Source organism: Planktothrix pseudagardhii (assembly GCF_904830925.1).
Classification (GTDB): domain Bacteria; phylum Cyanobacteriota; class Cyanobacteriia; order Cyanobacteriales; family Microcoleaceae; genus Planktothrix; species Planktothrix tepida.
Genome location: NZ_LR882967.1, coordinates 4083355 through 4098687, shown reverse-complemented (window position 1 = coordinate 4098687; position 15333 = coordinate 4083355). Strand labels below are relative to the sequence as shown.

The window sequence follows — 15333 nt, the reverse complement described above, 5'->3', positions numbered from 1 at the left end:
AATCTAAATCATTAAAAAACGGGCTTGAGAGCATTTTAATTATTATGATTCAAGAAATTAATGCCATATTTGATGGTAAATCCCTGCAACTGGAATCTCCCTTAAACCTGGATATAGGTACAAGGGTTAAAATTATTGTTGAAACTATATTACCTCAAGAAAAACCCCAAAAAACATTTTTTGAAACCGCTCAATCTTTACAGCTACAAGGGAATCCAGATTGGTCTGAGAAAATTGATCAGTATTTATATGGGGAAACTGTTTCTGATCATGAATGAAGTTTTTTTAGATACTTCCTTTGCGATTGCGCTTTCTTCAATTATGGATCAACATCATGCACGGGCTGTTCAATTGGCTGCTCAACTGCAAGCTAGTCAAGCCCGTTTAGTTACTACTCAAGCTATTTTACTAGAAATTGGTAATGCACTTTCTAAATTAAAATATAGAATGGCTGCAATCCAACTATTAGAATCTCTTGAAGCTGATCCCAGTGTGGAAATTGTCTTGTTGACTCATGATTTGTATATGGCTGCATTCAATTTGTTTAAACAGCGAAAAGATAAAGAATGGGGTTTAGTCGATTGTCTGTCATTTATCGTTATGGGAAATCGAGGAATTACGGATGCACTAACCGCCGATACTCATTTTCAGCAAGCTGGGTTTCGAGCATTACTCAAAAACTAGACCATTCTAGTTAGATACATACTATAATAAAAGATTGGTGCAAAAAATTTTATGCGGAGAAGAAGTTAGATGGCTCGATATAGAGGCCCCCGTCTGAGAATCGTTCGTCGTTTGGGCGATTTACCCGGATTAACCCGGAAGACCCCCAGAAAGGCCTATCCCCCTGGACAACACGGTCAAGCCCGTCGCAAACGTTCAGAATATGCGATTCGGTTAGAAGAGAAGCAAAAACTGCGCTATAACTATGGTGTGTCTGAGCGCCAACTATTACGCTATGTCCGTAAAGCTCGCCGCGCCTCTGGTTCTACGGGTCAAGTGTTGCTGCAACTGTTGGAAATGCGTTTGGATAATACCATTTTCCGTTTAGGAATGGCCCCTACAATTCCGGCGGCTCGTCAGTTAGTCAGTCATGGTCACGTTACCGTTAATGGTCATCGCGTGAACATTCCTAGCTATCAATGCAGACCGGGCGAATTAATTGGGATCAGAAATACTGAAAAATCCCGTGAACTGGTAAAAGCCAATTTACAATATCCCGGTTTAGCCAACGTTCCTAGCCATTTAGAGTTAGATAAAGAAAAATTAACTGCGAAGGTGAATAGCGTCATTGAACGGGAATGGGTGGCTTTACAAATTAACGAACTGTTAGTGGTTGAATATTATTCACGTCAAGCCTAAGAGTTCCTCACCGTTCTATTTTATGTGGGGCGTTATCGGCTAAAAATAACGTACCCCACCCGGTTATTATTAAACCCTAAATCCAAAATCAATCAGGCTGCTATCCCCCAATTTGGGACATGGTTCGAGAGTAATTTCCTGTTGTACCAGAGTCCCGTTGTTTAAAATTAATATCGGGTTTAATTGTTAATAGGTTATTCACCTGTTCTCGTAACTCCTCAAACGTCACATTTTGACGCAGAGGAGTTTTTAAGTCAATTTGTCCGGTTTCATTGAGTAAACAAGGCCGTAACCAGCCATCAGCCGATAATCTCATGCGGTTACAGCGATCGCAAAAACATTCTGACATCTGACTAATAAATCCTAATGTTCCTTTCGCCCCCGGAATTTGAAAGACATCCGCAGGGCCGTTTCCCCTCACCTGTGCAGTTTCTAATCCCCATTTTTCTCGAATTTGTTGTCTTAATTCTTCTGAAGAAATCCAACCGCGATCAGCAAATAAATCGTTATTTCCAATGGGCATAAATTCAATAAATCTAACGTGCCATTGTCGTTCAATTGTTAATTTTGCTAACTCCAAAACCTCATGATCATTCACCCCAGGAATTACCACAACGTTTAATTTTAAAGGATTAAAACCCACCTCATAAGCAGCTTGTATTCCCTCCCAAACCTGTTGCCATCGGCTGCGTCCTCGGTTGCCGATAATTTGATCAAAAATATCAGGATCAAGGGAATCTAAACTAATATTAATCCGTCGCAGTCCAGCTTTATATAGATCCTCTGCCATTCCTGCTAATAAAAAGCCATTAGTTGTCATCGCCACATCTTTTGTTTCAGGAAAGGCGTTAATTTGTTTGACCAACTCTACCACCCCCGGACGTAATAAAGGTTCACCTCCGGTTAACCGAAATCGAGTAAACCCAACGGGGATAAATACCTCTCGCAACAGCGTTAATAGTTCATCCAGAGTCAACAAATTCTGTTGCAGGATATAATCAATTTCTGCTCCTTCGGGCATACAATATTGACACTGGAAGTTACAACGGTCAATCAAACTAATGCGAAGATAATCAACAAGGTTCATGGAATTTTAGGAGAATAACAGAATATTGTTCTTTCTGTATTATGTCGAATTTTTCTATTGAGGAAACACGAATTAATGATATAAGTATCTATTGAAGGCTGAGAGCGAGTTTTTAAATTCCAATGACACCAACTCAACCATCAGGACAAACCGGAGGAAGACCAACAGGTTCTCCAGCTAAAATTCGAGTTCATGATGATGTCGATACCATTCGCGGTAAATGCCGAGAAAATGAGTCAGCTATAATTTTAGCAAATGCCGGGTATAATGTAGAACAAAACCCTGCTATATCTGGTGATAAAGAGCCTGATTATAAAATAGAAGGTAGGATTTTTGATTGTTATGCTCCATCAACTGCCAATTTCTACAATATTATTGAAACAATTCGGAGTAAGGTAGAAAGAAAACAAGCTAGTCGGATTATTCTAAATCTAGCAGATAGTAAAGTTTCTGTTAAGAATCTCAAACAGCAGCTTATTGAAAGTTCTATTGAAGGTTTAGAAGAGATTATAATTATAACAAAGGATGCTCAGATTATTCCATTCTTTCCTTTTTAAAATTCAGGAGGAATTAGTTAATGTCATTAGATTATGAACTCAGACTAGAAACAAATTTTAATTCTAATAATATCTACGATATTTTATCTAATCAATTCGATTTGCAACCTGGGGAAGACCAACGATTATTTAATTCTGGAATTATTATTGGCGTTTCCCCGGAAAAACCAGCAACACAATATCTAATGCTAGAAAATTACGGATTTAAGCCAACAATTGATGTATGGTTTCGTCTCAAACATCAAGATGAAAAAATCTTAGGTAAACAAACTCTCTTGAATGTTTCAATATTATTATTAAGTCAAATTTCAGGAGATGCGGTACTATTATTTAATAGCGAAAAAACAGTTTTACAACGAATTAGCGGAGTTTTGATTTTTAATCAAAAACCTGAAACATGGCAGGATTCAGAATTATCTCAAGTTGAACTTAATTATCATGTTAAACCCTTAAAATCCCCCTTACTGGGTGATCCTTCCCCTAAAATTGCGATTCAACCTGCTATTTACTCTCGTTTACAAGCATTGGCAATTTCGCAAGGAAAATCTTTAAAACAGTTAACAAATGATGTATTAAAGGCAGGTTTAATAAATGAATAAAAAAAATTAAGTTATGAAAAAAGTTTTAGTCACGGGTGGAACTGGATTTTTAGGTCAGAAATTAGCGTTGAGATTGCATTCTTTAGGTCAGGATGTGACAATTTTAGGACGTAACTTAATTATAGGCGATTGCTTACAACAATTAGGACTTAAATTCTTACCCGTTGATATTACAAATTCTGATGCTATATTATCAGCAATGTCTGGACAAGAAGATGTTTTTCATTGTGCGGCTTTATCTTCTCCCTGGGGACGAGAAGAAGAGTTTTATAAAACGAATGTTATCGGAACTCGGAATATTATTGAAAGTTGTTTCACTCATCATGTCAGACGTTTAATTTATGTTTCTACTTCGGCGGTTTATTTTAATTTAACCCATCGCTTTAATATTAAAGAAACCGATAATTTAGTTCAAAATCCTATCCATCCTTATATTAAAACAAAGCAATTAGCAGAACAAGAAATTAATCGTGGGTTTCAACAAGGTTTACCTGTGATTTCTATTCGTCCGCGTGGTATTTTTGGCGCTGGGGATACGGTGATTTTTCCCCGACTATTAAAAGTAAGTGAAACAACGGGTATTCCATTAATTAATGGAGGAAAGGCGATCTTAGATATGACTTATGTTGATAATGTTGTGGATGCGTTATTATTGTGTCAAACTGCACTGGATCAACAATTAGGAGAATATTTTAATATTACCAATGGAGAACCGATGGAATTATTAGCCTTATTAGAAAAATTATCACAAAAATTGAATATTTCCTTAAAGTTTAAACCTTTACCCTACGCGATCTCATACACTTTAGCAACGGGGATGGAATGGTTTTATCAATCTTTTTTACCCAGTCGAGAACCTGCTTTAACGCGCTATACTCTAGGATTATTAGCTTTTAGTCAAACTTTGGATATTACATCGGCTAAAATCCAGTTAGGGTATAAACCTCAAATTTCCATTGAAAAAGGTTTAGATGAGTTTGTTAGATATTGGAAATCTTTATAAAATAAGGTTAAAGTACAACAACAGAATATGGTAGAAATTACATTTTTGAAGGCGGGATATTGTACACACCCTGAAGCGATGGTACTTCCGGGGGAAAGTTGGAAATCGATAATTTTCCCGGCGTTATTTGCTTTAATTCGTCATCCTATGGGGTGGATTTTATTTGATACGGGATATTCTGAACGGTTTTATCAAGAAACACAGCATTTACCCCAAAAGCTTTATGCTTTATTAACCCCGGTTTATTTAAAACCTCAAGAAACTGCGATTTCTCAACTCAAACAGTTAGGAATTGAACCGGAGGAGATTCAATATATTATTATTTCTCATTTTCATGCGGATCATATTGGGGGATTAAAAGATTTTCCTCAAGCAGAATTTATTTGTTTTCAGTCGGGTTATAATACGATCAAAAATACACAGGGTTTGAGGGCATTAAAAGCTGGTTTTTTAGCAGGTTTAATGCCTGATAATTTTGAAGAACGAGTCATTTTTGCGGACAATAATCAGGCTATAAAATTACCTGAAACTTTGACTCCCTTTGAACAGGGTTTTGATGTGTTTGGAGACGGTTGTTTAATTGCCATTGAATTACCGGGTCATGCCGTTGGACAACTGGGGTTATATTTAACAGATAATAACGGAAAACAGTATTTTTTAATTGCGGATGCTTGTTGGTTAAGCCGTGCCTATCAAGAATTAATTTATCCTCAACGCATTGCTGATTTATTGTTTGCAGATAAAACGGCTTATCGAGAAACCCTGAAAAAAATTAATCAGTTATATCGAAATAATCCTCATCTTAATATTGTTCCATCCCATAGTTCAATAGATTAGCAGAAATAGCTTAGTTTCTATCTAACTTTTTAACGGAATTGTAATTAAAAACTCGGTTCCGACTCCTAAGCTAGAAAAACAATTGAGTTCTCCCTGATGTTTATCCGTGACTAAATGATAAGCCAAAGATAATCCTAAACCTGTTCCTTTTCCCTGTATGTGTGAGGTCATCAACGGGTCAAAAATACTTTTACATTCAACTTCTGACATTCCAATTCCATTATCAGAAATCGAGATAGCAACGGTATTTTTATCCGGTAAATAGGTACGAATGATAATCTGAGGTTGAGTGGTTAAATCTCCTTTAGAACTGGTTGCTTCTAACTGATCAATGGTATAGGTGAGTAAATTCATAAACACCTGATTCAATTGTCCGGCGTAGCACTCCACTTTCGGTAAAGCACTATATTCTTTAATTAAGTTAATACTCGGTCGTCCCGCTTTAGCTTGCAGACGATTTTGTAAGATTAAAATTGTACTATCTAACCCTTCATGAATATCAACAGATTTCATTTGAGCTTCATCTAAACGAGTGAAATGACGCAGCGATCGCACGACATCCCGAATTCGTTCTGACCCGACTTTCATCGATTCTAAAATTCTCGGTAAATCCTGTTTTAAAAAGCTCAAATTCATCTCTTCTATTTCATCAGCAATTTCAGGAATAATCTGAGGATAATGCTGTTGATATAAAGTTAATAACTTCATTAAATCCTCAATATAATTTTTGGCATGGGCAATATTTCCTGAAATAAAATTCACGGGATTATTAATTTCATGGGCAATTCCCGCCACTAACTGACCCAAACTTGACATTTTTTCCGTTTGAATCAGTTGGGTTTGAGTGCGTTGAAGCTGATTTAAAATCGCTTCTAATTCTGCTCGTCGTTTAGCTTCTTGTCCTTCACTTTGGCGTAAAGCCTCTTCCATTTTTTGTCGTTCTGTAATATCTAATCCGACGAAAACCGCCGCTGATCCGCGATGATATTTTTGAGCAACAATTAAATAGGTGTAAGGAACGCCACGAACATTAGCCGTAATTTCCCTAGAGCTTTTCCAAGCATCTTGGGCAAAAAATTCATAGACAAATTCATTAAATTTAGGGCTATTTTGCAGAAATCCGACTTCTTTCCCGACAAATTCTTCCGCCGGAACATTGTAAGAATTGGCTAAATGGCGATTGACCCCTAAATATTTTAAATCAGAACTAATCCAAGACACTAAACCCGGTACAGCATTCAACACCGCTTCTAATTGATCTTTGGATGCGACCACCGCAGAGGATGTGGCTTTTCGGTCAGAAATATCCGTCGCAAAACCACAAATTAATGGGGAACAGAGAACACAGGCTGAACCAAATTCCGTTTGAACGGTTAAGTCGGGTTTAGTAGACTGTAATTCTAAATAATTAATGGTAAAATCAACTGGAAAAATAAAACCAGATTTTTTTTGATGACGGGACTCAAAAGTTAATGATCCTTTTTGCTGTAATTCTTGGCAATATTCTCCCCAAATGACAGGGGTTAAATCTCGATCAATATCATGAATATTCAGTTGTAGCAATTCACTTTGGGTATAACCCAACATCCGACAGGCGGCTTGATTCACATAACAAAAACGACCGTCTAACGTCATCCCAAAAATCGCCGTCGCCGCTTGTTCAAAAGCTTGTTGAGTCAGTTGTAATTTTTCTTGTAATTGTTTTTGAGGGGTAATGACTTCTAGGGATAACATTAACCCCCCTATGGTTCCTGATGCGGTTTTCCAAGGTTGAACAACCCATTTTTTCCACTCCAGAGCACCATTCACCAAGGGTTGACAAATTTCTAGTTCCCAATAAGGTAATTTTCCCACTAAACACTGTTCAGCATTTTGATACCAAATTTCGGGTAAATGGGGAAACCAGTCTTGATGAGAACAACCGATTAAATCAGGATGTCCACCTGCATAATGTTGTTGCCATTGACGGGACACGGCTAAATATCGCAGTTGCGAGTCAACCATTGCCACTGCCGTTGGTAAATATTCCACGAAACGACGGAAATAATCTTCCTCGGCATTGGCAGAAGTCGGGGAAAGAATCAACTTCCCTGGGGGATCAGGAGGGTTAGAAATGATAATGGGTAGAACTCGCCTTTTGTTCACGGTTTGGCACTCCCTCAGTCAAGGTTGGGTCAAATAAGTTGATCCATTTCTGAATACAAGATGGAAGAAATTGATTTCTGAAATAGACTTTTAAATGGAAGTTTACCCGAATGAGGGGTATTACCCTCCATTGTATGATTAATTACACCCTGTTGTCTATAAGTACCCTCGATTTATCGTCGAAATTCTCGGCGGTGAGGGCTGGCTAGACAGTTAATCATTCTTTTTTTAAATTAATTGTTATCTCTGATACTGAAATCTCAGTAACTAATTAATGTAACTCACGTCCAGTAGAGATTTCCTCTATCTGGGGTTAAGTAGAGTATGGCATTGTTTTGTTCAGTTTCCGAGGAAGTTAGAGATGACTAACTTCCTATAACACGGTCAATAAGATAATTTCAGCGACTTTTATCCCAAAATGAATTAATTTAACAATTCCATTCCTCGACGATAAAGTTCTTGAGCATAATCTGTCCAGGTTCCCTGTCCCCAATAGCGAAAACAACTGGTTTGTAATAACAAGTTGTACAATAACGCTTGTTGATAATGAACGTCTTTTGTAATATTGGGGTTTTGCTGCACTAAGGAATCATACTTTTGATGAAAAGCAATACTCAATTGTTTCATCGGTTCTAAAACATTTTCATAGCCTTGTACCCAGCTTAAATTATTTGTCCAGGATGCACCCTCCATTTGAAATGAATGATCGGTTTGTTTTAAATGGGCGATCGCAGTTTCAACGGCTTCCGGTGTTGCTTGATGGGGATCAACGTGTTGCCAAATTTTATGCTGATGAACTCCTTGACAGGTAGGATAATCTTCTGGGTTCACTCCTGATGCTTCTAATAATTCTAAATATTCCGTTCCATTCAACGCCACAACTCCAGAATTCCCAACATTTTGATCCCGCATTTCATAATAAATTCTAAAGAAATCACGGGGATATTCATTCATCATCACCCCGCCATTTTCTCCATCGGCAATTTGGGTCACTAAAGCCGGAATTTCAACCCCAGAAATCAATTGTTTTTGTTTCGTTTTGGCTTCAAAATAAGGCTGCATCTGGGCAACTAATTTAGTATCCGATCCTTGGGTTTTAATTAAAGCCATCATGCTTATCGTTTCCCCCTGAGAATTCCGGGCAATTAACCGATTAGGAATATATTTTTGCTCTTGAGGTAATTCGCAACCTTTTAAGGTTTCTACCGAATGTTCCTGAACCAATAACCAGCGATAACCACAATCTTTTAACGCTTTTATATATTCATATAAGGTATCGGGATGGTTGGGTAAGTGCATTTCGGGAGGTGAAAACCCCTTAACTCGCTTTAAAGCTTCTTCTCCAAAAATAGCTGCAAAATGATGTTGCCAAGCTTGAATTTGTAATAAAATATCAGGAATCGGAGTTGAAGGAACCACCCCATGACTCCACAGAGTTCCTAACCATTCCACATAGGGTTGATAGTTGGGATCGCAGGTAATTTTTTTCAAAGAATTTAGAATATCCTCTCGCCCCATTTGCTCAAATGCCCATAATAAATTCCCGGAATAATCCAACATAATTCGAGGGTTACATCCTTCGGCGACTAATTGAGGAATAAACTCTCCCATCCGCCGATAACACCAAGCAAAGGGTTCCGCATTATGGTTATCCCCTTCCTGGGGATGCTCATACATATATTGAAGATTACTGATTAATGCCCCATTTTCCCCCGCCGGAATCGTGGGTTGATGAAAATGTAACGCACAAGCAAAGCCAGCCGTGATTTTATCTAAGTTTAAATTTGTTTTTGGCAAAAATATGGGATAATTATGATTAACAAGATCTCTAATTTTGGCTTCCCAACCACAAAGGTTAGGGAGGCTAGAATCTAAGTATTCTAACAGAGGAAAAGGAGTTAAAAATTCGGGTTTTGTCATAAAACTAAAGTTTAATAAATGGGGACACAAAATTGGATCATTGCATGATTTTTGGGAACACAAAAACTCAAAAAAGTGCAGTTAATACGCCACAATATTTTGAGACAAAGGAGGAATGAGTTTAGTCGGGGTTCGATTTGAGGAAATGGGGGTTTTGATTTAGACGATAAAACGTTATAGTAAATAACGCTGGTACTTGACGTGGAGTCAACAAGGACAACCTTTTTGAGTCGTAAACAGTTATTACTGACATTCTATCCTGAAATTGGACAAATGATCCTTCATCTGTTGTAGAGGTTTAAGTTGTGAATTGAGAGGGTGAAAGGCTTCTAAATCTTTAATTTTATTGTTGATGCAAAATTTTGAGTGTTTAAGGTAGTATGAGTATTAATTTTGGACGAGAAACTTGCTGTAATTTGCCCAGTGCTGAAGCACGAGAATGGTTAGTCACCAATGGGATCGGTGGCTATGCTTCAGGAACAATCGCAGGTGTACTAACACGCCGTTATCAAGGGTTATTAGTGGCGGCTTTAAAACCTCCCTTGGGTCGTACCTTACTGGTGGCGAAAATAGATGACCTTGTAAACTATCAGGGACAAGTTTACCCTCTTTATACGAACCGTTGGGCCGGAGGCTCAATTGACGGTTATGGACATCACCAGATTGAACGGTTTCAGTTAGAACGAACGATCCCCACCTGGAAATTTGCCTGCGCCGATGCGTTGCTGGAAAAACGAATTTGGATGCAGCCCGAAGCGAATATTACCTACGTTCGTTATAGTTTAACTCGTGCCTCTGGCCCTATTACCCTGACATTAAAAGTTTTTGTTAATTATCGAGATTATCATAGCGATACCCAGGCCGGGAATTGGCAAATGCAGATCGAACCCGTTGAAAACGGCTTGTGTGTGACTCCCTTTGCAGAAGCAGTGCCTTTTTATTTATTAACCGATCGCGCTAGTGTTACCTCCACCCCCCAATGGCACTATAACTTTGATTTAGTACGGGAACGGGAACGGGGCTTAAAAGATTATGAAGATCATCTTCAAGCCGCCACCTTTACCGCCACCTTAAACCCCGGAGAATCTTTATGTTTTGTTGCGAGTACAGAACCCAATCCTAGTTTAAATGGAGAAGCCGCCTTAGAAGTCCGTCGCACCCACGAACGCAAATTATTAGGATTTTGGCAAGATAGCTGTCCGGCTAACATCCGAGAAACGCCTCAATGGATACAACAGTTAGTTTTTGCGGCGGATCAATTTATTGTCAATCGTCCCATCCCCGAAAATCCAGTTGGTAAAACCATTCTAGCTGGCTATCCTTGGTTTGGTGATTGGGGACGGGATACCATGATTAGTTTACCCGGTCTGACCATCACCACAGGTCGGCTACAAATTGCCCGCGCGATTCTTTATACCTACGCCAAATACGTTGATCAAGGGATGTTACCCAACCGTTTCCCCGACGAAGGAGAAATCCCAGAATATAACACCGTTGATGCGACCCTTTGGTATTTTGAAGCCATTCGTCAATATTATGAACTCACTGAAGATCTTGATGTGATCGAAAATTTATTTCCTGTACTCACGGATATTATTCACTCTCACTGTCGAGGAACTCGCTACAATATTCACCTTGATCCGGCCGATGGTTTACTGTATGCCGGAGAACCCGGAACTCAATTAACCTGGATGGATGCCAAGATCGGGGATTGGGTTGTTACGCCCCGCATCGGCAAACCCATTGAAATTAATGCTCTTTGGTATAATGCCCTGCGAATCATGGGGAAATTTGCCCGTCAAATTGGCAGACCTTATCAAGAATATGATGCCCTAGCGGATCGAGCTTTAGCTCGGTTTGAACGGTTCTGGCATCCTGAATTAGGCTATTGCTATGATGTGATCGATGGCATTTATGGGGATGATGCCACCTTGCGTCCGAATCAAATTTTTGCTGTTTCTTTGCCTAACAGTGCTCTGCCCCCCGAACAGCAACGGGCCGTTGTTGAAACCTGCGGACAGTTTTTGCTGACATCCTTTGGGTTGCGATCGCTCGCCCCCAATAATTTTCACTATCGAGGGTATTATGGGGGAAATCCGATTCAACGAGATAGTGCTTATCATCAAGGGACAGTTTGGGCGTGGCTGTTAGGGCCGTTTGTGATCGCCCATTTGCGGGTGTTCCAAAATCCCAATATAGCCCGTACTTTTTTAGACCCCATGATTAACCATCTTTCAACAGCCGGGATCGGAAGTATTAGCGAAATTTTTGATGGCAATGCCCCCATGCACCCCCAGGGCTGTATTGCACAAGCTTGGTCAGTGGGAGAAATTCTTCGGGCTTGGTTAGCGATAGAACGTTTTAGATGAAAATCAGTTATCAGTTATCAGTTATCAGTTTATAATTAGCAAATCTTATAGCAATTTGCGCCGAGGTTGTAATCATTTACAACTGACATAAAACAGCCAAAAGTATTATTGCTGTTCCCTGTTCCCTATTCCCTGTTCCCTCTCTTAAGTTTAGGGTTTGGACGATGAGTTTAAAGGCAGTTCTATTTGATTTTAATGGAGTCATTATTAATGATGAACCCATCCATGAACAACTGATAGAAGAATTGTTACTGGCAGAAAACCTACGTTCTAAACGGGAGGAAATTCGCAAATTTTGTTTAGGAAGAAGTGATCGGGCTTGTTTAACAGATTTGTTAACTTATTGCGGTCGTACTGTTACCAATAGCTATTTGGATCAGTTAATTGAACGTAAATCCCTTGCCTATAAACAGCGTTTAGAACAGCTAGAACAACTTCCTATCTATCCGGGTCTTGAGGAGTTTATTCAACACTTGCAAGCAGCTGATCTAAAATTAGCCTTGGTGACGGGGGCGATCCGGCCAGAAGTGGAACTGATTTTAAATAAAATCGGGCTGATGGAGGTTTTTCCGGTGATTGTAACGGGGGATGATATTATCCTCAGCAAACCCGAACCCGAAGGCTATTTATTAGCAGTACAAGCTTTAAACCAAGTCTACCCCCAGTTAAATTTACAGCCCTCGGACTGTCTCGCCTTAGAGGATACCTTTGTCGGGATTATCGCGGCTCAACGGGCCGATATTCAAGTGGTCGGGATCGCCCATACCTACCCCCTGCATCTTCTCCAACGCTGGGCTAATTGGGCTGTGGATCGATTCAGTGATCTGGAATTAGACAGAATTCAAAAAAATTTTTTACAAGAATCTTTACAATCTGGGGTTCCGTTGTGTTAGAATAATAAATCGGAGTCAGACATTATTCCTCACACTGGATTGTTTGACTCGCACGGGGAATTAGCTCAGTTGGTAGAGTGCTGCGATCGCACCGCAGAGGTCAGGGGTTCGAATCCCCTATTCTCCATTTTTGTTGAGAACTCAAATTTCTGAATCTCTGGGGTAATTCTAGCTTCTACCCCCTCAGCTAATTCCCTAAAGTGATTAGATCTGTCCCTGATCCCTTAGAATAACCAATTGAGTTGAACGATTGCCCATTACATTTTTATCTATGTCTTTGGATACCCCGACCTCCGAGTTGATCACCACTGAACCTGAATCTCCTGTGAGTGTACTGGAGGTTGATCCGAATTTACAAGTCCGGTTTAAGCGCGAAGACGGACGATTACTCTTATTTTTACCGCCGGAAAATAATCGTGAAGACAGTGAGACTAACCTCAATCATACCTGGACAGAACTTTGGCAACAACTCAAACATCGTCTCAATGGCAGTGAACACGCAGAACAACCCCAAACCGAGGTGCATCTGATCGCCGAAAATCGGTTATTAGATGTTCGTCAACTGCAAGATATCGCCGAAGCCTTAAACGAAGTCGAACTGCAACTGAAACGGGTTAAAACCAGTCGTCGTCAAACCGCCGTCGCCGCCGTCATGGCAGGATATAGTGTTGATCAAGATGCAGAACGGGAAACCTTAACTCAATCTGTCTCGGAACCTTCCCCATCCACCTTAGCAGAACCGTTATATTTGAAAAAAACGGTGCGGTCTGGGGTGGATATTCGTCATCCGGGAACCATTGTGATTTTTGGGGATGTTAATCCGGGTAGTTCGATTATTGCCGATGGCGATATTATTATTTGGGGACGTTTAGGGGGAAATGTCCACGCCGGGGCTAAAGGCAACCGTAACAGTTTAATTATGGCCCTGCAAATGGAACCCAAGTTAATTCGGATTGCGGATCAAGTGGCACGGGGGCCAGAAACATCACCCGAACAAGTTTATCCTGAAGTGGCTTATATTAATGCTAACGGTATTCGCATCAGTCACGCCAGGGAAGTTGCTAAAGCCAGAGTATTGACCCTTGAGCCTTAACCGATTAAGCGCATAAATACGTTATCCTAATCACCGGATCAATTATTGCTGAATACAAATATGAGTCGTGTTATTGTAATTACCTCTGGAAAAGGAGGAGTCGGAAAAACAACCTGCACCGCTAATGTGGGGATGGCATTAGCAAAACGAGGACATAAAGTTGTCCTGATTGATGCCGATTTTGGATTAAGAAATTTAGACTTACTCCTGGGTTTAGAAAATCGAATTGTCTATACCGCAATGGAAGTTTTATCCGGGGAATGTCGCCTAGAACAAGCTTTAGTCAAAGATAAACGAGAAGCCCGTTTAGTGTTATTACCGGCGGCTCAAAATCGCATGAAAGAAGCCGTGACCCCGGATCAAATGAAACAATTAGTAGAAATGTTAGAGGGGAAATATGATTATATTTTAATTGATTGTCCGGCGGGTATTGAACAGGGATTTCAAAATGCGATCGCTCCCGCTAAAGAAGCCATTATTGTCACAACTCCAGAGATTTCTGCCGTTCGAGATGCGGATCGAGTGATTGGGTTATTAGAAGCCAATTCCGTTAAACAAATTCGGTTATTAATTAATCGAATTAAACCCTTAATGGTGGAAGCTAACGATATGATGTCGGTGCAGGATGTGGAAGAAATTTTAGCGATTCCTTTAATTGGGGTGGTTCCCGATGATGAAACCGTGATTGTTTCTACCAATAAAGGAGAACCGTTGATATTAGCAGAAAACGCCTCTCAAGCTGCCCAAGCGTTTAATAATGTCGTGCGTCGCATTGAAGGGGAAAAAGTGGCATTCTTGGATCTCAATCCCCGTCCAGAAGGGTTTTTTGCAAAACTACGTCGTTTGTTTACCTCTAAAGTGGGTTAAAGGTTTTTCTCTTAGTTTTTTGATTTTTCTGCCTCTGTAGTTACCCTGCAAACACCCCATGAAAATTAATGAAATCCTAGAACGACTTTTTCCTCGAAATAATCAAAGTAGTCGAGAAGCAGCTAAACGACGTCTGAAATTTGTTTTAGCCCATGACCGGGCTGATTTACCACCGGAAATGGTGGAAGCCATGCGAAAAGAAATCCTTGAAGTGGTGTCCCGCTATGTAGAAATCGACACCAATGATTCTGAATTTAATTTAGAAAGCGATAACCGAGTCACCGCCTTAGTTGCTAATTTACCGATTCGCCGGGTTAAACAAAAAGCATTAGTTGATTCGGTGGAGCCTGAAGTTACTCCAGAACCTCAACCTGAACCGTCTCAAGCGGAAAAAACTGACAAAATAGAAAAACCCCCCGAACCTCTAACGGAGAGTTCTGAACCCTCCCCAACCCCACTGGGGAAAGCAGGAGCAGCAGAAGAGGAGAAGCAGGGGAAGAAACCGAAAGCAGAAGAAGAGAAGAAAACAAGAACACAGGAGTAGGATTAGGTCTAACCTGGATTGCAGCCAATAGCCAACTCTTTGTTAACGGGTGACTGA

General features: G+C 40.0%; 15 protein-coding genes and 1 tRNA gene. 13 read left to right on the top strand and 3 right to left on the bottom strand.

Annotation, left to right across the window (positions count from 1 at the left end; all coding sequences use genetic code 11):
- Positions 1–44: 44 nt before the first annotated feature.
- The 3 genes from NMK36_RS17435 to rpsD all read left to right on the top strand — a co-directional run bounded on the left by NMK36_RS17435 (position 45) and on the right by rpsD (position 1362).
- The gene (locus NMK36_RS17435) at positions 45–278 is read left to right on the top strand and encodes a hypothetical protein (protein WP_072719554.1); all 234 of its coding nucleotides are present in this window, start codon (positions 45–47) and stop codon (positions 276–278) included.
- Positions 271–684, top strand: a complete 414-nt coding sequence (locus NMK36_RS17430; RefSeq protein ID WP_254174269.1) for a type II toxin-antitoxin system VapC family toxin — start codon at positions 271–273, stop codon at positions 682–684. The genes NMK36_RS17435 and NMK36_RS17430 overlap by 8 nt, the downstream gene beginning before the upstream one ends.
- A 69-nt stretch (positions 685–753) precedes the next feature.
- Entirely contained in the window at positions 754–1362 is a 609-nt protein-coding gene (gene rpsD / locus NMK36_RS17425; protein WP_072719552.1) for a 30S ribosomal protein S4, read from the top strand.
- A 100-nt stretch (positions 1363–1462) separates the two neighbouring features.
- On the opposite strand, the gene moaA is transcribed toward rpsD, so the two are convergent.
- Positions 1463–2449 carry a GTP 3',8-cyclase MoaA gene (moaA, locus tag NMK36_RS17420; protein ID WP_072719551.1) on the bottom strand — a complete coding sequence of 329 codons (987 nt, stop codon included), beginning with the start codon at positions 2447–2449 and terminating at the stop codon, positions 1463–1465.
- Positions 2450–2571: 122 nt separating this feature from the next.
- On the opposite strand from moaA, the gene NMK36_RS17415 reads away from it, so the two are divergent.
- Genes NMK36_RS17415 through NMK36_RS17400 form a run of 4 tightly spaced genes read left to right on the top strand, consistent with a single transcriptional unit; the run spans position 2572 to position 5445 of the window.
- Positions 2572–3006 (top strand): hypothetical protein, encoded by a 435-nt coding sequence (locus NMK36_RS17415; RefSeq protein WP_072719550.1) that lies wholly within the window; start codon positions 2572–2574, stop codon positions 3004–3006.
- 20 nt (positions 3007–3026) lie between these two features.
- The gene (locus NMK36_RS17410; RefSeq protein ID WP_072719549.1) at positions 3027–3605 is read left to right on the top strand and encodes a SitI3 family protein; all 579 of its coding nucleotides are present in this window, start codon (positions 3027–3029) and stop codon (positions 3603–3605) included.
- Between the two features lie 13 nt (positions 3606–3618).
- Entirely contained in the window at positions 3619–4608 is a 990-nt protein-coding gene (locus tag NMK36_RS17405) for an NAD-dependent epimerase/dehydratase family protein (RefSeq protein ID WP_072719548.1), read from the top strand.
- A 27-nt stretch (positions 4609–4635) separates the two neighbouring features.
- Positions 4636–5445, top strand: coding sequence for an MBL fold metallo-hydrolase (locus tag NMK36_RS17400; protein WP_254174268.1), 810 nt, complete (start codon positions 4636–4638; stop codon positions 5443–5445).
- Positions 5446–5466: 21 nt separating this feature from the next.
- On the opposite strand, the gene NMK36_RS17395 is transcribed toward NMK36_RS17400, so the two are convergent.
- Both NMK36_RS17395 and NMK36_RS17390 read right to left on the bottom strand, forming a co-directional pair.
- Positions 5467–7590 (bottom strand): PAS domain S-box protein, encoded by a 2124-nt coding sequence (locus NMK36_RS17395; RefSeq protein WP_254174267.1) that lies wholly within the window; start codon positions 7588–7590, stop codon positions 5467–5469.
- A gap of 423 nt (positions 7591–8013) precedes the next feature.
- Positions 8014–9510 (bottom strand): glycosyl hydrolase family 57, encoded by a 1497-nt coding sequence (locus NMK36_RS17390; RefSeq protein WP_254174266.1) that lies wholly within the window; start codon positions 9508–9510, stop codon positions 8014–8016.
- Between the two features lie 380 nt (positions 9511–9890).
- Between NMK36_RS17390 and NMK36_RS17385 the strand changes: the two genes are divergently transcribed.
- The 6 genes from NMK36_RS17385 (at position 9891) to minE (ending at position 15276) form a co-directional block, all read left to right on the top strand.
- Positions 9891–11879, top strand: a complete 1989-nt coding sequence (locus NMK36_RS17385) for an amylo-alpha-1,6-glucosidase (protein ID WP_254174265.1) — start codon at positions 9891–9893, stop codon at positions 11877–11879.
- Between the two features lie 164 nt (positions 11880–12043).
- On the top strand, positions 12044–12772 hold the full coding sequence (locus NMK36_RS17380; protein WP_254174264.1) for an HAD family hydrolase: 729 nt from the start codon (positions 12044–12046) through the stop codon (positions 12770–12772).
- Between the two features lie 54 nt (positions 12773–12826).
- Positions 12827–12899: transfer RNA gene (locus NMK36_RS17375), tRNA-Ala, on the top strand.
- A 144-nt stretch (positions 12900–13043) separates the two neighbouring features.
- The gene (gene minC / locus NMK36_RS17370) at positions 13044–13865 is read left to right on the top strand and encodes a septum site-determining protein MinC (protein ID WP_254174263.1); all 822 of its coding nucleotides are present in this window, start codon (positions 13044–13046) and stop codon (positions 13863–13865) included.
- 60 nt (positions 13866–13925) lie between these two features.
- A complete protein-coding gene (gene minD / locus NMK36_RS17365; protein ID WP_072719542.1) occupies positions 13926–14732 on the top strand; it encodes a septum site-determining protein MinD in 807 nt (268 codons plus the stop codon).
- Between the two features lie 58 nt (positions 14733–14790).
- Complete coding sequence (gene minE, locus NMK36_RS17360; RefSeq protein ID WP_254174262.1) at positions 14791–15276, top strand: cell division topological specificity factor MinE; 486 nt, start codon at positions 14791–14793, stop codon at positions 15274–15276.
- The last annotated feature ends 57 nt before the right edge of the window (positions 15277–15333 follow it).